Source organism: Thermosynechococcus sp. NK55a (assembly GCF_000505665.1).
Lineage (GTDB): Bacteria > Cyanobacteriota > Cyanobacteriia > Thermosynechococcales > Thermosynechococcaceae > Thermosynechococcus.
In genome coordinates this window covers 920548-938373 of sequence record NC_023033.1, presented here as the reverse complement: position 1 = coordinate 938373, position 17826 = coordinate 920548, and the positions used below count along the sequence as shown (strand labels likewise).

Sequence of the window (17826 nt, the reverse complement as noted above, 5' to 3'; positions counted from 1 at the left end):
AGCGTTGGTGTTTTGGGCACTTGTTGCCAAGGGATTGGGCTGGTGGCGATTTTGGCAGCTGTGGCGATCGCCAGAGATAGATTGGGACTTGGTGAAACAGGGTCTCGGCTACAAGGCGTGGCCTAATATCTGGGCAGGCAGAGAAATTGTCCCAGAGCTGGTGGGTCCCATTGACCCGCAGACCGTTGCCCAACAAATTATTGATCTACTGAATCATCCTCAGAAATTGGAGCAGATGCGGCAGGACTTGCGGGAGCAGGTGGGCTCGCCGGGGGCAGGGGCAAAATTGGTGGATTTGACACTTCAGGTGGCGGGCTGGCCTGCCAGCGATCCAGAATGTCCTTGAGCACAATTTCCGTAAACCAAATCTGACCCACAATCACTAGAGGCAGTGCCAGTAGTAAGCCTAGAAAACCAAAGAAGATAGCAAAAATAATTTGGGACACCAGCGTCACAGCAGGCAGTAGAGCCACCTGTTTGGCCATGACAACGGGCACCAGCAGGTATTGTTCCAACTGTTGAATCAGAATGTAGGCAATGAGAACAGCCACCGACTGCCATGGATCATCAATAAACGCAATAATCATTGGCGGAATTACACTGAGGGCAGGGCCGATATTGGGAATAGCTTCTAGAAGTCCTGCGAGGAAGGCATTGGCTAAGACCAACCGCACTCCCAATAGAGCCAGCGCAAGGCCACTGACGACGCCAATCACCACCATATTCAAGCCTGTCCCTGCTAGCCAAGCCAAGAGTGCCTGTTCACTTTCCCTGAGGATGGTGTCAATGCGAGAACGGTAAAATGCTGGAAACAGGCGAATAAACCCTCGGCGATAGGGCTGAGGATCAATCACTAGCATCACCGTCAGCACCAGGACCAACAGCGTATTCAGTAAGACCGCCAGGGTATTGGAAAACAGAGCAAAGAAATTGTTAAGGATTTGCTGGAGAAATGGTTCCAATTGGGCGATCAGTCGATTGATCATCGGTGTGTCGTCAAGGCCACCACTGGGTAAGAGATGAGCCATGCCATCCAGCCATGCTTCCACCCGTTCTAGACCCTTGGGAATCAACACACCCAGTTGCTGCGCTTCCTGTAAAAAGGGAGGAATAATCATCCAAAAGAAGCCAAAGATGATCAGGAAAGTCAAGCTAATACTGATGGCGATCGCCCGCCCCCGTTGCAGTCCCCAGCCTTGGAGCCGCAGTTGCAGCCAGTTGAGGGCCGTTGCCAAGACTACCGCCAAAAAGACCAAGAGTAACACTTGGCGAATTTCCCAGAGGATGTAAAGACACATCCCCAGTACCAGCAAGCCAATCCACTGACCAAATGTCACTACTTTGCATCCAATTCCTGCCTCAACCCCCTATTAGAACAGGTTTTGGGACAATGCCGTCAAAGCAAAGGGAAAGCAAAGGGAATTTGCATCAGCTAAATCGCAAAGACTTAAATCACAAAGACTGTATTGTTGTCCCGGAGCTGGGGATGCTCCCTTGGTGGCCTGTGGTTAAACTGAGCAAAGTAGGCGGCCAAGGGTTCCGGTAAAGTCGGTAGCATGACTTGGGTATCTCCTTGGGCAATGTCTGGCCAGAGGGAGGATAGGGCTTGGGCGAGGGGCTTGGCCTCAGTTTCCGATAAATTAAAGGGCGGCAATGTCAGAAAGCGCACCATAAACCCCGCGCCGCGCTGCAGCATCCATTGGCGGGAGAGGTCACTCAAGGTGGGATAGGCCTTCAGGGATTCAATGCGGTAGGATTCCACGGCCACCTGCCAGCCCCCTTGGGGGTGTTCCTGCAAAATGAGACGACGATAGGGATGGGGATAGCTGACGAGGGAACCGGTCGTTAGGTCAAACAACCCCTGCTCATAGGCAATGTCTTGGACATGGAGATGTCCGGTTAAGACCAACGCCACCCCCGCCGAGCGCAACAGGTTCAATAGCTCTGCCCGATTCTCCAAGAGGTAGCGCTGCCCCATCGGGCTTTGGCTCTGCTGTGGCCAGTGCTCAAGGACATTGTGGTGAATCATGACCAGGCGTAGTCCGGCAAAGGGTTCTGCCAATAGAGCCGCTAACCATGCCAACTGCCCTTGATCGACGACTCCCAGCTGTTGTCCTGTTGGACTGAATTGGTTGGAGTTGAGGGCAATCAGTTGCAGATTTTCTGCAAGTAGGGCTTGGTAGTAATGCTTGCCAGCGTTGCCATAGCCCGCATGGGCATACCACTGGGGAAAGTCAGCCCAGCCAATGCGGCTGTTGTCCCCTAGCGGTAGAGGCACATCGTGGTTTCCGGGAATCACATAACAGGGCACCGACAGTGTTTGTAAATAGGTACTGAGCCAGTGGTGGTTTGCCACTTCACCATCCCGTGTCAGGTCGCCAGGAATCAGCAGGGCATCAATGCCGAGATCAAGGAGATGGGTGACGGCGGCTTCAAAGGCAGGGATACTAATTTCATAAAGAAAAATAGGCGGGTAATCTGTCGGAATTGTCTCCGGCAGGGCAATGTGGGGATCACTGATAATGCCAAGCCGCACTGCCATTGCGCTTTCCTAGTGGCGGAAGTGTCGCCGGTTGGTAAAGACCATAGCAATTCCCGCTGCATTAGCTGCTTCGATAGATTCACTATCGCGCAGACTGCCCCCCGGTTGAATAATGGCAGCAATACCGGCAAGGGCAGCCGCTTCCACAGAATCGGCAAAAGGGAAGAAGCCATCACTGGCCAGCACTCCCCCCCGCGCCGCCTCACCAGCATGACTGAGGGCAATTTCCACAGCACCGACCCGATTCATTTGACCAGCCCCAATCCCTTGGGTTTGGCGATCGCGACTGACAACAATGGCATTGGACTTGACGTGCTTCACAACTTTCCAGGCAAAGATCAGTTCCGCCATCAACTCTGGGCTGGGTTCAGTGGCTGTGACCACCTGCCATGCCTCTGGATCAATGGGGAGGGGGTGAATATCTTGGACAAGAAAGCCGCCGGCAATGGTTTGAATTGCCGTGGTCGGAGCAGTATGCAACTCAGGTAAGGTGAGAACCCGCATCTTGGGCTTGGTTTTCAGGATCGGCAGTGCCGCTTCCTCACAGGCGGGAGCCACCACACACTCTAAAAAAGTACGGGTTAAGGCTTCAGCAGTGGCCACATCCAAGGGGCGGTTTAGGGCAACAATACCGCCAAAGGCAGAGACACTATCGGCTGCAAAGGCCCGTTCATAGGCTTCCACTAGGGTTTTGCCTTCAGCGACGCCACAGGGATTGGTGTGTTTAATAATGACGGCAGCGGGGGCACTGTCCCCTAGGAATTCACTGATCACTGCCCGTGCGGCTTCTAAATCTAGCAGGTTATTGTAACTGAGTTCTTTTCCCTGGAGCAGGTGGGCAGCGGCCCAACCCCTGGGGTGTGCCCCACGGATGTACCAAGAAGCCCGTTGATGGGGGTTTTCGCCATAGCGCAGGACTTGTTTTTGCCGTCCGGTGAGGTGAAAAACGGGGGGGAGAATGTCTGGTTCCGTACCGGCGGACGTTATTTCTTGAAGATACTCAGCGATCGCCTGATCGTAACTGGCTGTTAGAGCAAACGCTTGTTGGGCACAGGCTAGGCGGAAGGCAGGTTGGGCTTCCCCGTATAATCGTAATTCCTGAAGGTAAGTTTCATACTGACTGGGATCTACCAACACTGTCACATGGGCATGGTTTTTCGCGGCAGCGCGAATCAGCGTCGGCCCACCAATATCAATTTGCTCGATGGCCTCGGCAAGGGTGACGTTGGGTTGGGCAATTGTTTCGGCAAAGGGGTAGAGGTTAACAACCACTAAATCAATGGGATGAATGGCTTGGGCTTGCAGATCGGCCTCGTCTTGGGGGCGATCGCGCCGTGCCAAAATGCCGCCATGGATTTTCGGGTGCAGGGTCTTGACCCGTCCACCAAGAATTTCTGGTGCCCCTGTGTACTCAGAGACTGTTGTCACAGGAATCCCCGCCGCCTGCAAGGTCTTTGCGGTGCCACCACTACTCAGGAGCGTAAAGCCAAACTCCTGCACCAAGGCCGTAGCCAACTCCACCAGCCCCTGCTTATTACTGGTGCTGAGCAAGGCAATTCGCCCCATGCCTGCAATCCTCCTCGGCGACCAAGAACCCCTATTTTAGCGGAACATGCTGCTCACAGAGCTATCTTCATGGATCCGCCAAATGGTTTCTCCAAGAATACTAGCCACCGAGAGCACCGTGAGCTGGGGAAAGCGTTGCGTTTCCGGCACAGGGATCGTATTGGTCACAATCACCTCTTCAAAATCGCCCCCTTGGAGCCGCTCAATCGCCGGTGGCGAAAAGACGGCATGGGTGGCACAGGCATAGACTTCTTTGGCACCTTCGCGGCGTAGGAGTCGCGCCCCCTCTAAAATGGTGCCGGCTGTATCAATCATGTCATCCACGAGTACCGCTGTTTTGCCCTTAACATCACCCACCACATTCATCACCTCGGCCACATTGTGGGCTTGGCGGCGCTTATCAATAATCGCTAGGGGCGCATCATCAAGCTTATTGGCAAAGGCACGGGCCCGCGCTACTCCACCCACATCCGGTGAGACCACCACAATATCCTCTAGATTTTTGCTGCGCAGGTAGTCAAGGAGCACGGGTGAACCATAGACGTGATCCACGGGAATGTCGAAGTAGCCTTGAATTTGGGCTGAGTGCAGGTCCATAGCCAAGACACGACTGGCACCTGCTTGGGTAATCAGGTTGGCCACTAGTTTGGCGGTAATGGATTCGCGGCCTGCTGTCTTGCGATCGGCACGGGCATAGCCATAGTAGGGAATCACTGCAGTCACTTGACGAGCTGAGGCGCGGCGGCAGGCATCCACCATGATCAGCAGTTCCATCAGGTGGTCATTGACAGGTCGGCAACAGGGCTGAATCAGGTAGACATCACAACCGCGAATCGACTCTTGAATCTGCACATACAGCTCGCCATCGGCAAATCGCTTACGCACCATTGGGCCGAGATCAATACCAAGGTAGCAGGCAATTTCCTGAGCAAGGGCAATGTTGGCAGAACCCGAAAACAGCTTTAGACGACTATGGTCAGAAATGTGAGAGGGGCTAGTCGTGGGCAATGGCGCAGTGTGAATCACAGCATCTCCCCAAGCTGGCGTGCGTTTTGATTTTGATCTTATCATTTCCAATTTCGGGCGCCACTCCCCTAGGATTGAATTTATAGCCAGACGAAATTTTGAGGTCATCATCTTTGCTAATGGCGCGATCGCAATTCCTACGATTGGGGAATGTTTTTTGTCATCAACCGGGGTAGCTTGGTTATTCCTTCTACCTGCACTTTTGTTTCTGACAATTTTTGTTTTTTGCCAATTTTGTACCTTGTCTATCTCAGTTTTACGACGGGTGGTTTTAGTCAAGAGGGGGCGCGTTGGGTTGGCCTGCACAATTATCAACAGTTACTCCTCAGTCCAGACTTTTGGCAGGTGATTGGCAATACTCTCTATTTCACAGTGGCAACGGTGCTACCGACGATGGTGCTGCCCTTATTCTTGGCGGTGGGTCTCAACCAAGGGATCAAGGGACGGGATTGGCTCCGTACGGCCTACTTTTTACCCACTATGACCTCAATTGTGGCCGCAGGCCTAGGGTTTCGGTGGCTGTTTCAAACCGACGGCCCCGTGAATCAACTGGTACAAACCTTCGGGGGGCAACCGATTGCTTGGCTCAGTGATCCGACCTGGGCAATGCCAGTGCTGATTTTGCTCAGTAGCTGGAAGCAGTTGGGATTTAATTTGGTTGTCTTTTTGGCGGGGCTGCAAACGATTCCCCGCGATCGCTATGAAGCCGCACTTCTCGATGGTGCCAATGCTTGGCAACAATTTCGCCACATTACGCTGCCGGGGCTGCGACCCACTTTAGTTCTAGTGTTTGTAACAACAACGATTTTCACGTTACGCAGTTTTGAGCAGGTCTATGTGGTAACGGGTGGCGGCCCCCTGGATACAACAAACCTGCTGGTATTTTATATTTACCAACAGGCGTTTGCATTATTTGACTTTGGCTATGCGGCTGCTGCAGCAACGCTGCTTTTGGGGGTTACCCTTGGACTCCTGTGGCTACAATTGCGCACGCGTCAAGACCCCAATCTCTAGAGAGAGGAGCCCAGACCAGCGTAAGCACCGTAGAAGAACAGCCCCACAATCACAATCACTCCCATGCCGGCCACTGTAGCCACAATCCAGAGGGGAATGCGTCCGCCTTCAGACATCATCAATTCCTCCTAAGCAGATTCAGTTATAGATGCAGAAATTTAGTTAAAGAAGTAGCTTGAAAAGAGCAACGCAAGAACCAAGATCAGCAGCAACCCTAGGTACAGGGAGGTGCGATTCAGTTCGACCGGCTGACGATTGGGATTCGGTTCCATGGGTGCACCCTCCTAACGTTGGATAAACTGCATTGCCGCGATCGCCCCGAGGAAGAAAATCGTGGGCACAGCGAGAGTGTGAACGGCCACCCAGCGGACCGTAAAAATTGGGTAAGAAACGGGTTCTTGATTGGGTGTGTTACTGGTCATGGCAATCCTACTTCAACTCTTCTAAGAAGGTTTCGACTTGTTGTTTGGCTTCAAAGCGATCGGTCACCAGAGGAATCGACCGCTGTTCCTGAGCATAGTAGCTATCGGGGCGTGGTGTGCCAAACACATCATAGGCCAAACCGGTGCTGACAAAGAGCCAGCCAGCAATGAACAACGCCGGAATGGTGATGCTATGAATCACCCAATAACGGACACTGGTAATAATGTCGGAAAATGGTCGTTCTCCTGTCGTTCCAGCCACGTTGCGATGCCTCCAAAGTGTCTAATGTTAAAAAAGGAAACGCTACTTTCTATCATACAGCCTTTTTTCACAAGGATTGAGCTTTGGCCATCGGAAGCCCACACCTGTTCCCTCAGGCAAGAACATACCATCTTTGAGGCTATAAACCAGCTTTGGCGAGGTCAGTGAGCACTTCCACAGCACTCTGGTAGCGATCGCGAAAGTTATACTTGATCATTTTATTGATAATGGCAACAAACTGCGGCGAAAGATGCCGTCCCGGCTGCCAGACAATATCACCACTGTGGGGATCAGAGGGTAAATCCATCGGAGCGAGCCCCGTCAGACCTTCAACAATTACCATGCCCAAAGAGTAAATATCACTGGCAATCACGGGGCGTCCTGCCATTTGCTCGCTAGGCGCATAACCACGGGTACCAATCGAGATCGTGTATTTGCCATGCTGGAGCAGATCCTCTGGCTGGACATGGCGGACTGCGCCAAAGTCAATCAAAAACAGCTGTTGATCACTGCGGCGGCGTATGATGTTGGCGGGCTTAATATCCCGATGCACGACGCCAAACTGATGCACGTACTGCAAAATTTCCAGAATACTCTTGAGAATCACAACCGCTTCCCCTTGGGAGAGAGTAACTTTCTTTTCAAACTCCTCTTTGAGGGATTCGCCATCCACATACTCTTGGGTGAGATAGAAATATCCCCCCTCCTCAAAGTAGGCCAGTAATCGAGGGATGCGCTGGTGCTCACCCAATTGGGCTAAGGTTTCTGCTTCCCGCTGAAAGAGGCGACGGGCAATGGCCAAAAAGCGTTCATCCTTACGGGAGGGCACCAACTGCTTGACGACGCAAATCGGATGATCCGGCAGGTGTAAATCCGCAGCCAAGAACGTGCGGCCAAATCCACCTTGCCCCAGTTGACTCAGGACTCGGTAGCGTCCGCCAACCGTTTGTGGCAGCGGTTCACTGGGTTCTGTGGCGATGTCAGAAATGGCGGTGGTTTTGGGCTCGGTGCCAGTCGGTGTTTGCGTTTCTTGCGTTTCTGTGGTTGGGGGTGGAGGGGAGGGGACTGTCCTGGGGGGAATCATCCCTGAAAGCGGGGTGGGCTCCGCAGGCATCGAGGTCAAGAGGTCAGGGTTAGATGGCTCTCTTTCCGACCGCTCTCCCCTAGGGGCATCTGGGGTTGACAATTGGGTTTCAGGCAAGTCCACCCTGGTGGTGAATGGGGTGGATGGTGTCGAGGTCAGTTCTGGGGTGGTCAGTGGTTCTGGTGGCGTCAGTGGTGTTTCAGGCAAATCAACACTGGGGACGCTAGGGGTCGGCGGCATTGTTCTCAAGGCTTCGGGAACCGGCAGTTGGGTTTCTGGTAAATCAGGGGGCAGTGTTAGGGGTATCGCTGAGGGAGCGGTTGGCTGCGGGGCAGGAACCCCCACCAGGGTTTCAGGAAGATCTACAGGGGTCGGTTCAGGGGTTTCTGGTAATTTGGTGGCGGAAGTTGCACCGTCATCAGGGTAAACCACTAAGAAGGTTTCCCTCTCGGCAATAGGTTGTGGTGGTGTCTGACGACTTTCTGTGGGCGAAGTTTGATCCGCGACGGCGGTGAGGAGAGTCGGCGCTGTGGGGGATTGATCCCCAGGGGGCGGGGTGGGTTCAATGGGGGTCAAGGAAATTGCCGTTTCCGGTTGCACCACCGTTGCCTTGGTATCCGTCTCGAGGCGAGAAACTGCCGTTGGGGAGACTGCGGGAATTTGCGAAAGGGGGGCTGATTCAGGTGGAGTGAATTGACCCATGTCTCCAGTGATTAACTCCAAGGGAGTTCCTAGGGGGCTACTGGAGACAGCCGTTGGCGTAGAGATTGATTCAGCAGGACCCAAAGCGCGATAGCCAAGCATCAAAATCGCTGCACTGCCAAAGCTAACGAGAGGAGCCACCAGCGGAATCCAACTCCCCTGTAAAAAGAGCACAAAGGTGAGACCACTTAGACCCAGTCCCCCAGCAACCAATAGCGGCACAATTACCCAGCGGTGTCCCTTGGCAATAATCAGGGCACCGAGGCCAGACCAAGCGAGAATCCAAAGGGCGATCGCCGCCTGTGGCCATGTACCAATGGGGGAGCGATTATCGAGAGCCGCTGCTAGCAAATCTTCAAGGATGGCTGCTTGAACCACAACACCGGGAGTAAGGCGGTTGGTTTGCCCTAGCAGGGCAATTGGAATCAAAAATTTATCGTTACTGCTGCTGCCAGTGACGCCAATGAGGACGGCGCGATCGCGCACCTTGGAGGGCAGCACTTGACCCTTGAGCACTTCGCTCAGGGTGACTGTTTCATAGGGCTGGGTTGGGTGGGCATAGTTGATCAGGATTTGAAAGCCGGTGGCGTCTAGGTTGTTGTAGCCCCCCCAGTTGCTGGTTAAGGCCTGAAAGCGAGCGGTTCCCAAGTCAAGGCGGTTTTGAGTAACGGATTGGGGATTAACCCCCAGAAAAAGACGCGCCAAGGCAAGGGCAAAGGATTGAGGGGTAGAACAGCGATCACTAGCTTCTGGTTGAGTGGCTAAAACAGCACGGCGCACCACCCCATCATCATCAATGGGAATATCAGCAAACCCCACCTGATCATTCAGCAGTCCAGCGGGGGGGGAAATGCCGGGAGCCGCTTTGCTTCCCACTTTACAGACAATGACGGTGTTGGGTTGGGTTATCATCATCCGTCCGAGGGAGGGCAGCCCATCGGTCGGCAATTTGAAGCGATCAGGAACCGGAAAATCGCGAAAAATATCAATGCCAATGACCCTAGGTTGGTACTCCTGCAATTCATTGATAGCTTGAATGAGCACTTCATCAGGAATTGGGTACTGCTTGAGGGCTTGAATGTCTGCCTCGGTAATCTCAACAATCAGGAGTCGCTGGGAGGTGGCGGGTGTCGATCGCCAGCGCAGCCATTGGTCATAGACTTTTAATTCCAAGGGTTGCAGGAAGCCACCCACCCGCAGGGCAAGGACACCCAGCGTGGCAATTGCTGTTGCAATAACCGCCGGTAAAGCACGTTTAAGATGATTAGGGATGGATACAGGGGTCATAGCACAACTTGGAACTGTTCCGCTGACGCTGCAAGATCCTAAAAGCAGTTTCGCTTCTATCCTGACCTACACCACGGGCGATCGGCAAATTGAGGAGGGCAACTCTTAACATCCTGCCCACGCCAGAGGCAAACAATATCCCCCTAGGTGGAGGAAAGTGAAACGACTATAATCATTGAGGTGATTGCTGAGCACAACAAGCGCTATGACGGAAACCCCCGATTCAACGACGACTCCAACCTCTTCAGAAAGTACAACAGCAGCGGCACGTCAACTGCTGGGCATGAAGGGTGCCAAAAGCGGTGAGACCAATATCTGGAAAATTCGCCTGCAATTAATGAAGCCAATTACATGGATTCCCCTGATTTGGGGGGTGGTGTGTGGTGCAGCCTCCTCGGGGGGATTTACATGGAGTCTGGAGGATATTCTCAAGGCAGCCACCTGTATGTTCCTGTCGGGGCCTTTGATGGCTGGCTATACGCAAACGCTCAACGATTACTACGATCGCGAGATTGATGCGATCAATGAACCTTACCGTCCCATTCCTTCGGGAGCCATTTCCCTGAATCAAGTGCGGGCGCAGATTATTTTCCTTGTTGTTGCGGGTTTGGCTGTAGCGGTTCTACTCGATCTATGGGCTGACCATCCCACGTTCCCCGTGACCAAAATTGCCTTGCTGGGGGGCTTTTTGGCCTATATTTACTCTGCACCGCCCCTGAAACTAAAAAAGAATGGTTGGTTGGGAAATTATGCCCTCGGAGCAAGCTACATGGCCCTACCGTGGTGGGCAGGTCACGCCCTTTTTGGTGAATTGACGCCAACAATTGTGATCTTGACCTTGATTTACAGTCTGGCGGGCTTGGGGATTGCCATTGTCAATGACTTCAAAAGCGTCGAGGGCGATCGCCAACTGGGTTTGGCGTCTCTGCCTGTGATGTTTGGTATTACCACGGCAGCTTGGATCTGCGTCCTGATGATTGACGTTTTCCAGTTGGGGATTGCGGGCTACCTGATGGCGATCCATGCCAATCTTTATGCTGTGCTGCTGATTTTGCTGATTATTCCCCAAATTGTCTTTCAGGATATGTACTTCCTGCGGGATCCCCTAAAAAACGATGTGAAGTACCAAGCCAGTGCTCAACCCTTTCTGGTTTTAGGGATGCTAGTGGTGGGTTTAGCCCTTGGGCATACGCTGGTGTAGTTGGGGGGCATGACGACATCGCTAACCTTCAGGGTCGAAAAGGGGGGCGATCGCCTCGATGCGTTCCTTGCCCAACAGCATCCTGAGTTCTCGCGATCGCGCTGGCAGCAGTTAATCCAACGGGGCCACGTACGCCTCAATGGTCAAGTTTGCGATCGCAAAAATCAGCCCCTCAGTGGTGGTGAGGTACTGGAGGTGGTGCTCCCTACGCCAGAGCCATTGGATCTAGTCCCTGAACCCCTGCCCCTGAGTATTCTCTACGAGGATGAGGAGTTACTGATTCTCAATAAACCCGTGGATTTAGTGGTGCATCCTGCCCCCGGTCATAGCCACGGCACGCTAGTTCACGGCTTATTAGCTCATTGTCCTGATTTGACGGGCATTGGTGGTGTCCAGCGACCAGGGATTGTGCATCGCCTAGACAAAGACACCTCTGGGGTGATGGTTGTCGCCAAAACAGCGTTTGCCCTACACCATTTGCAACAGCAATTGAAAACGCGGCAAATGCAGCGCCACTACCTTGGTGTTGTCTATGGCCAACCCCCCGAGGACAGTGGAACCATCATGACGCCCATGGGTCGTCACCCGGTGGATCGCAAAAAGATGGCGGTAGTGCCCCCTGAAAAAGGCCGCACTGCCATTACCCACTGGTACGTGAAGGAGCGCTTTCGCCACTGTGCGCTTGTGGAGTTTCGCCTAGAAACGGGGCGCACCCATCAAATCCGCGTCCATGCGGCCCATTTAGGTTGGCCGCTGTTGGGGGATCCCCTCTATGGCCGCGGCAGCCCCCTAAAAGTGAAGCTTCCCGGCCAAGCTCTCCATGCCTATCGCTTACAATTGCAGCATCCCCGGAGTGGCGAAGAGATTGTGGCGATCGCTCCTCTCCCAGGGCATTTAGAAAAACTACTGCGAATATTGCGCCAGCAAGCCCTCAATCAAGGTTGAGGCAAGTCCAATATCAAAAGCCTTGCCAACAAGCCCACTGTGGCTACCAGTGGCTACCAATAGTCCAACAAGAAAGCCCCATGGCCGCGGAGCAGTTCCTGTGTGCTGTTTAGAGATGTCCTGCAATGTGACTTAAGGGTGTCAATGGGCTGTCCCCATTGAGCTTCCACGACCTTAATTGGCTGCTTTAGCTTTGACTTAGGAGCATCAATTTTTAAGGTATTGAAAGCGCTCGTTCGCGGTGGCATGTCTAGCTTTTGTGAATTGTCTGAATAGCAGCCTGCATGCCTTGGATAGTTTCCAAGACTTGGTTGAGTTCAAATTGGGGGCTACGCATTCATCCTTTGACGACAGTAGCGAAAGTCTGCTGAATGACTGTGCCTAGGGGGCAATGAGAAAAAACAAGAAACTTTACTCATTTCGATGGAGCTAAGCGGATTCGAACCGCTGACCCCTTCAATGCCATTGAAGTGCTCTACCAACTGAGCTATAGCCCCGAATCAGCAGAACTTTATCATCACCCAAAGTACTGACCTTTGTCAACTCCTAGTTATAAAGCAAACCTCTACTCAAAAGCGCTACCCCAGTTTTCCCGTTCCCTGTGCTGGTGCGATCGCCCTCCCGATCAAAGCCCGATCATAAGGAAGTATCAAGCGGCCAGTGTATAGTGGGTGTGAGTGCTAAGCAGGTAGGACTTTGGGATTCTCATCGTCCCCTTGCAGTTGACACGGGTACTAATGAATTGCGATCGCTCTCCCCTCAATCCAACCCTGAAGTATGCGGGTGTGCTGCGACAAGTCTCCCCTGAAAGGGGGCAGTTTTGGCTCTCCCAAGAGGATGTGACGATCATTGGCCGCGATCCCGATACTTGTCATATTGTCCTTGACGCTCACATCTATACCTCTGTTTCTCGCCACCATGCCCAATTCACCTGTCAAAAGCGGGGCGCGATTCCCGTGTGGGCGATCGCTGACCTGGGGAGTGTCAATGGTACCTATGTCAATCAACAGCGGGTGGAAACCTTAACTGTGCTCAATGCGGGCGATCGCATTCAATTAGGACGCCAAGGACCCGAATTTGTCCTCGAATACCTACCCCTGACCGAAGTCGTGAGCACCCAGCCCGATCAACCCCTCACCCTCACCCAACTCCTGCCTATTTTTGCGATTCATCCCGACTGGGTACGCAAAGCCTATCTGGTACCGGGGATGGTTACTGTTATTGCGGTCATCCTACTCTTTGCCACTGCCGGCTCCCCCGATGCCTTCAAAGTCATCTTGGCGCTCTACTTAGGGAGTGCTGCCTATTACTTCATCTATCAACTCTGTGGCAAACCCAAACCGATATGGGTTTTACTAGGCACCTTGACGCTGGAAATTTTGATTCTCCAAAGCCCGATTTTGCCAGTCATGATCTATCTTTTCCGCACCGTCTTACCCGGCCAACTGCATCCGCCCCATCCTTCATTTTGGGTGTTATTCAGCCGTAACTTCATTGGTGCCGGATTAATGGAAGAGCTACTCAAGGCCTTACCAATTGGCGTGGCCTATGGGGTGGGGCGATGGCTCCCTAGTCCGTGGAAACAAAAGGTGGGCGTATGGGAACCCCTAGATGGCATTCTTTTGGGAGCGGCTGCTGGCCTCGGTTTTACGTGGACAGAAACCCTTGGGCAGTACGTCCCCAGTATTGCAGGTCAATTTGGTAATTTAGCCGGTCTGCAAGTGCTCATTCCGCGGGTGTTAGGTTCATTGACGGGACATATGGCCTATACGGGCTATTTAGGCTATTGTGTGGGGCTGAGTGTCTTGCGACCCCGTCGCGCTGCCTTGATTTTAACCGTTGGCCTTGGTTTTGCCGCCGGCCTCCACGCCCTTTGGAATACGGCTGCTGCCCGTTTTGGTCCGATGGGTTTGGCAGTGGTGGGGATTGTCGCCTATGTCTTTCTCACCGCTGCTATTTTGAAAGCACGTCAACTGTCCCCTACCCGATCGCAAAACTTTGCCACCCGCTTTTATGGGTACCGTTAGGCCAACTGGCTGTCACTGCTTCAATGGAGTCAATTCAATGGCGTCAATCGATTTAAGACTCAAGAGCTTAGCTATCAATCTTTGGCCAAGGCAACAAAGTTGCGCAGTAATTGCAGACCCACCGCACCGGACTTTTCGGGGTGAAATTGACAAGCAAATAGATTGTTGCGGGCGATCGCTGCCGTTACCGTTTGCCGACCATGGCACACCGTTGCCGCCACTAATGAAGGATCCTCAGGGGCAACAAAGTAGGAGTGGACAAAATAGACCCAAGGGCTCGGTGGTAGATGTTGCCAAAGGGGAGAGGCGGATTGCGTCAAGGTCAGTTGGTTCCAGCCCATGTGGGGGATTGTGAGGCCGGGTTCAGACTGAAAGCGTTTGACTTTGCCTGCAAAAATACCAAGGCCAGGTTCTGTTCCCTCTTCACTACATTCAAAGAGCACTTGGAGACCAAGGCAAATCCCCAAAAAGGGCATTCCCTGCGCAATGATCTGCTCAATGACGGGCACCAGTTCTCGCTCTTGAAGCTGAGCCATGGCGGGATCAAAGGCACCAACGCCGGGAAGCACCACCGCATCCGCTGCGAAAATCTCCGAGGGGCGATCGCTAATGAGAGGGCTGGCGCCGACGACCTCAAGGGCTTTGCTGACGGAGTGCAAATTTCCCATATCGTAGTCAATGATGGCGATCGCTGGTGCGCTCACAGGAGATTCCCCCAAAATTAACCCTACCTAATTCTACAGGGGTGTTCACCACCGCCTGAAAAGGGCTGTACTATGGACCCTGAAGTGCTCAAAAGTGCCTAAGCAAGAGCCCTCCGCTGAGAACAATTCCCCCTCCGATGCCTGAGGAGGTGATTGAGGACTTAAAACCGGTTGATCCCCTACTTCGCTTGTCAGAGTATCAACCGTCTGTGCCAGCTTATATTGGGCAAGGATTGCCCAGCAATCTAGAGCCTTTAGAGAGGAACGCCACATTGTCTGTATTATCTGTAATTATCTATATGCCAGTCTTAAGCACCATGGTGTCAGCCATGAAGTCCTTTAAGGGGCACGCAAGGAAGGAATGGGCAGTGAGTTGGGATAATTCTCTATTAATGATTGTAATGATTGGTTGAATCGTTCTGCATGACAACTGAAACTCGCCTAGAATACGATTCCCTCGGTGCCGTTGAGGTGCCTGCGGATTGCTATTGGGGGGCTCAGACGGCACGTTCCCTCAAGTACTTTGCCATTGGCAGTCAGCCCATGCCCCTAGAGGTGATCCATGCCATGGCACGGCTCAAGAGGGCGGCGGCGATCGCCAACCGTGATTTGGGGGTTTTAGACCCTGAGAAAGCCAAATGGATTATTCAAGCCGCCGATGAAGTCATTGCAGGACAGTGGGATGATCAGTTTCCCCTCTCCATCTGGCAGACGGGTAGCGGCACTCAAACGAATATGAATGTCAATGAGGTAATTGCCAACCGTGCCATTGAGCTGGCGGGAGGAGTGAAGGGGAGCAAAAGCCCCATCCATCCCAACGATCATGTGAACTGTAGCCAGTCCTCCAATGACACCTTTCCCACGGCCATGCATGTTGCCACAGTCCTTGCCCTGCAGGAGCGCCTGCTGCCAACGCTGCGCCATCTCTTGACGGTATTGCAGGAAAAGGCAGCTGCCTTTGCGGAGATTATCAAAATTGGCCGTACCCATTTAATGGATGCCGTCCCCTTGACCCTAGGTCAGGAATTCACTGGTTACGCCAGTCAAATTGCGGCCGGTCAAGCCCATATTGAATATGCCCTGCAGCATCTGTATCCCCTTGCCATTGGCGCTACAGCAGTAGGGACGGGGTTGAATGCACCCGCTGGTTTTGGCGATCGCGTGGCAGCAGAATTAGCCCAAATGACGGGGTATCCCTTTCGCAAAGCTGAAAATCCCTTTGCCGCCTTGGCAGCCCATGATCCCCTCGTGATGCTCAGTGGTGCTCTCAAAACCCTGGCTGCCGCACTGATGAAAATAGCCAACGATATTCGTTGGTTGGGCTCGGGACCGCGCTGTGGTCTGGGGGAATTGACGTTACCTGCCAATGAACCGGGGTCATCGATTATGCCCGGCAAGGTGAACCCCACCCAATGCGAAGCCTTGACGATGGTGTGCGTTCAGGTCATGGGCAACGATGCAGCGGTGGGAATAGCGGGCAGCCAAGGAAATTTTGAGTTAAATGTCTATAAGCCCTTGATCATTCACAATGTGCTGCAATCTATTGCCCTCCTGAGTGATGCGGTTCAATCGTTTACCGACCATTGCTTGGTGGGAGTTGAGCCAAATCGGCAGCAAATTCAAACCTATGTGGAGCGATCGCTGATGTTGGTGACGGCTCTCAATCCCCACATAGGCTATGACAAGGCGGCAGCAGTCGCGAAAAAGGCCTACAGTGAGGGTAAAACCCTTAAGGAAGCGGCTGTGGAATTGGGCTATCTCACTGCTGAGGAGTTTGACCGGTGGGTACGACCAGAGCGGATGCTTGGCGAAAAGGGCACCAGTTGACCCCGCAGGGATTGTTGCCAAAAAGGGGTGTTGCGAGCGCGCGATCGCAGGCTTTGGGGCGTGACTGTCCAAGTAACGCTGGAATCAAAGAGAACAAAGTTGCGACTGTGGGGTTCTAGGCGGGGTGGCTCCATGCCCAAAATACGCGCCGGTGCCGTGCTGAGGGCGTGCCAAAGCTGCAGGGCGCTCACGTACTCCTTGGCAACCAGTTCCTGCCACAGAGCCGGTAGGGCTAATTCAAGGCCAATGGCGCCGGGGAGTGCCTCGGCAAAGGAAACCATTTTTTCTTCGTAGAGCAGGGGGGTGTGGTCAATGGCGATCGCCTCAATGATTCCCGTTTTGATGCCTTCAATCAACGCTTGGCGATCGCTGGCCGTTCCTAGGGGTGGGTCAAGGCGGAGATTCGGATCGTAGTTGGCTAAGTCCTCAACCTCAAAAAGTAGATGCAACCAACACACACTGGCACTCACCTGTTCGGGTTTGTCCTTAGCGAGAATCTCGACACTGCGAGCGGTTGACAGGCGCATTAGGTGAATCGGCGTTGAGACCGTGCGTGCCAATTCCAAAATCGCCAATAGCGGAATGGTTTCACAGCAGACCAGTTGCTCCGCCAAGCCTAAACGCGTGGCAACCCCACTTTGCCGCGCCACACCCTTCGCCGCCAAGGCCGAATCAAAGGGCCAAAGGGCAACGGGTTTTCCCAGGGGCTGGACATAGGTTAGTGCCCGCTGTACTAAGGGCCAATGGGTCAAGCCGCGGTCATCACAAAAACCAACCACACCACTGGCCGCCAGTTCAGCTAAATTCGTTAGGGCGGCTCCCTTGCATCCTTGGGTGAGTGCGCCCCAAACCCGTACCTGTGGCCAAGCGGTGGGGGGTATCTGCCGTTGTAGTGCTTGCCAAAGGGCAGGATCATCAATCACAGGTTCCGTGGTGGGCAATAGGTTTAAATACTGCACCCCCCCGGCAGCAGCGGCGGCCAAAAGGCTATCTAGGGTTTCTCGTGCCTCGTAGCCCGGTTGACCACTGTGGCTGTAGAGATCCACCAGAGGCGGTGCCAAAACCCAGTCTGAGGCATCAATAACTTCGGCATCCGGGGGAATCGCTGCGGGGGCGATCGCCACCAGTTGATCCTCTTCTAGCAGCACATCCGCGCGTTGGTCTTGGCGGTTGACGGGATCCAGCAGCCGCACCTGTTGCAACAATCGCCACACCAT

At 53.4% G+C, this 17826-nt stretch carries 15 protein-coding genes, 1 tRNA gene and 1 pseudogene; 5 read left to right on the top strand and 12 right to left on the bottom strand.

What is annotated here, in order from left to right; translation table 11 throughout:
• Positions 1-197: 197 nt before the first annotated feature.
• From NK55_RS12690 to NK55_RS04485, 4 genes are all read right to left on the bottom strand, one after another.
• Entirely contained in the window at positions 198-1337 is a 1140-nt protein-coding gene (locus NK55_RS12690) for an AI-2E family transporter (protein ID WP_024124604.1), read from the bottom strand.
• A gap of 110 nt (positions 1338-1447) precedes the next feature.
• The gene (locus NK55_RS04495; RefSeq protein ID WP_024124603.1) at positions 1448-2542 is read right to left on the bottom strand and encodes a metallophosphoesterase; all 1095 of its coding nucleotides are present in this window, start codon (positions 2540-2542) and stop codon (positions 1448-1450) included.
• A 9-nt stretch (positions 2543-2551) separates the two neighbouring features.
• On the bottom strand, positions 2552-4108 hold the full coding sequence (gene purH, locus NK55_RS04490; RefSeq protein ID WP_024124602.1) for a bifunctional phosphoribosylaminoimidazolecarboxamide formyltransferase/IMP cyclohydrolase: 1557 nt from the start codon (positions 4106-4108) through the stop codon (positions 2552-2554).
• Positions 4109-4144: 36 nt separating this feature from the next.
• A complete protein-coding gene (locus tag NK55_RS04485) occupies positions 4145-5179 on the bottom strand; it encodes a ribose-phosphate pyrophosphokinase (protein ID WP_051372882.1) in 1035 nt (344 codons plus the stop codon).
• Between the two features lie 82 nt (positions 5180-5261).
• On the opposite strand from NK55_RS04485, the pseudogene NK55_RS04480 reads away from it, so the two are divergent.
• Positions 5262-6148 (top strand): annotated as a pseudogene (locus tag NK55_RS04480) (carbohydrate ABC transporter permease).
• On the opposite strand, the gene NK55_RS12685 reads toward NK55_RS04480, so the two are convergent.
• From NK55_RS12685 to NK55_RS12380, 5 genes are all read right to left on the bottom strand, one after another.
• The gene (locus tag NK55_RS12685) at positions 6145-6264 is read right to left on the bottom strand and encodes a photosystem II reaction center protein J (protein WP_071823295.1); all 120 of its coding nucleotides are present in this window, start codon (positions 6262-6264) and stop codon (positions 6145-6147) included. The pseudogene NK55_RS04480 and the gene NK55_RS12685 overlap by 4 nt on opposite strands.
• A 42-nt stretch (positions 6265-6306) precedes the next feature.
• Complete coding sequence (locus NK55_RS04475) at positions 6307-6420, bottom strand: photosystem II reaction center protein L (RefSeq protein ID WP_011057383.1); 114 nt, start codon at positions 6418-6420, stop codon at positions 6307-6309.
• A 12-nt stretch (positions 6421-6432) separates the two neighbouring features.
• Positions 6433-6570, bottom strand: coding sequence for a cytochrome b559 subunit beta (gene psbF, locus NK55_RS04470; protein ID WP_011057382.1), 138 nt, complete (start codon positions 6568-6570; stop codon positions 6433-6435).
• Positions 6571-6577: 7 nt separating this feature from the next.
• Positions 6578-6832, bottom strand: coding sequence for a cytochrome b559 subunit alpha (psbE, locus tag NK55_RS04465; protein ID WP_024124599.1), 255 nt, complete (start codon positions 6830-6832; stop codon positions 6578-6580).
• Between the two features lie 139 nt (positions 6833-6971).
• The gene (locus NK55_RS12380; RefSeq protein WP_024124598.1) at positions 6972-9905 is read right to left on the bottom strand and encodes a CHASE2 domain-containing serine/threonine-protein kinase; all 2934 of its coding nucleotides are present in this window, start codon (positions 9903-9905) and stop codon (positions 6972-6974) included.
• A 205-nt stretch (positions 9906-10110) separates the two neighbouring features.
• Between NK55_RS12380 and chlG the strand changes: the two genes are divergently transcribed.
• Both chlG and NK55_RS04445 read left to right on the top strand, forming a co-directional pair.
• Entirely contained in the window at positions 10111-11106 is a 996-nt protein-coding gene (chlG, locus tag NK55_RS04450; RefSeq protein WP_024124597.1) for a chlorophyll synthase ChlG, read from the top strand.
• A 9-nt stretch (positions 11107-11115) separates the two neighbouring features.
• The gene (locus NK55_RS04445; protein ID WP_024124596.1) at positions 11116-12051 is read left to right on the top strand and encodes an RluA family pseudouridine synthase; all 936 of its coding nucleotides are present in this window, start codon (positions 11116-11118) and stop codon (positions 12049-12051) included.
• A 424-nt stretch (positions 12052-12475) separates the two neighbouring features.
• Here the strand turns inward: NK55_RS04445 and NK55_RS04440 are convergent.
• Positions 12476-12548: transfer RNA gene (locus tag NK55_RS04440), tRNA-Ala, on the bottom strand.
• A 225-nt stretch (positions 12549-12773) separates the two neighbouring features.
• Here NK55_RS04440 and NK55_RS04435 point away from each other — a divergent pair.
• The gene (locus NK55_RS04435) at positions 12774-14078 is read left to right on the top strand and encodes a PrsW family glutamic-type intramembrane protease (protein ID WP_225871785.1); all 1305 of its coding nucleotides are present in this window, start codon (positions 12774-12776) and stop codon (positions 14076-14078) included.
• A 74-nt stretch (positions 14079-14152) separates the two neighbouring features.
• On the opposite strand, the gene hisH is transcribed toward NK55_RS04435, so the two are convergent.
• A complete protein-coding gene (gene hisH / locus NK55_RS04430) occupies positions 14153-14746 on the bottom strand; it encodes an imidazole glycerol phosphate synthase subunit HisH (protein ID WP_041429540.1) in 594 nt (197 codons plus the stop codon).
• Between the two features lie 459 nt (positions 14747-15205).
• Here hisH and fumC point away from each other — a divergent pair, with 459 nt between their 5' ends.
• On the top strand, positions 15206-16609 hold the full coding sequence (gene fumC / locus NK55_RS04420; RefSeq protein ID WP_024124593.1) for a class II fumarate hydratase: 1404 nt from the start codon (positions 15206-15208) through the stop codon (positions 16607-16609).
• Here the strand turns inward: fumC and NK55_RS04415 are convergent.
• Positions 16537-17826, bottom strand: a complete 1290-nt coding sequence (locus tag NK55_RS04415) for a dihydroorotase (protein WP_024124592.1) — start codon at positions 17824-17826, stop codon at positions 16537-16539. The two genes, fumC and NK55_RS04415, sit on opposite strands and share 73 nt — an antisense overlap.

Coding starts and splice junctions, on each gene's coding strand:
- NK55_RS04495 (WP_024124603.1), bottom strand. CDS start 2,542: ATGGCAGTGCGGCTTGGCATTATCAGTGATCCCCACATTGCCCTGCCG.
- purH (WP_024124602.1), bottom strand. CDS start 4,108: ATGGGGCGAATTGCCTTGCTCAGCACCAGTAATAAGCAGGGGCTGGTG.
- NK55_RS04485 (WP_051372882.1), bottom strand. CDS start 5,179: ATGATAAGATCAAAATCAAAACGCACGCCAGCTTGGGGAGATGCTGTG.
- NK55_RS12685 (WP_071823295.1), bottom strand. CDS start 6,264: ATGTCTGAAGGCGGACGCATTCCCCTCTGGATTGTGGCTACAGTGGCC.
- NK55_RS04475 (WP_011057383.1), bottom strand. CDS start 6,420: ATGGAACCGAATCCCAATCGTCAGCCGGTCGAACTGAATCGCACCTCC.
- psbF (WP_011057382.1), bottom strand. CDS start 6,570: ATGACCAGTAACACACCCAATCAAGAACCCGTTTCTTACCCAATTTTT.
- NK55_RS12380 (WP_024124598.1), bottom strand. CDS start 9,905: ATGACCCCTGTATCCATCCCTAATCATCTTAAACGTGCTTTACCGGCG.
- chlG (WP_024124597.1), top strand. CDS start 10,111: ATGACGGAAACCCCCGATTCAACGACGACTCCAACCTCTTCAGAAAGT.
- NK55_RS04445 (WP_024124596.1), top strand. CDS start 11,116: ATGACGACATCGCTAACCTTCAGGGTCGAAAAGGGGGGCGATCGCCTC.
- hisH (WP_041429540.1), bottom strand. CDS start 14,746: ATGGGAAATTTGCACTCCGTCAGCAAAGCCCTTGAGGTCGTCGGCGCC.
- fumC (WP_024124593.1), top strand. CDS start 15,206: ATGACAACTGAAACTCGCCTAGAATACGATTCCCTCGGTGCCGTTGAG.
- NK55_RS04415 (WP_024124592.1), bottom strand. CDS start 17,826: ATGGTGTGGCGATTGTTGCAACAGGTGCGGCTGCTGGATCCCGTCAAC.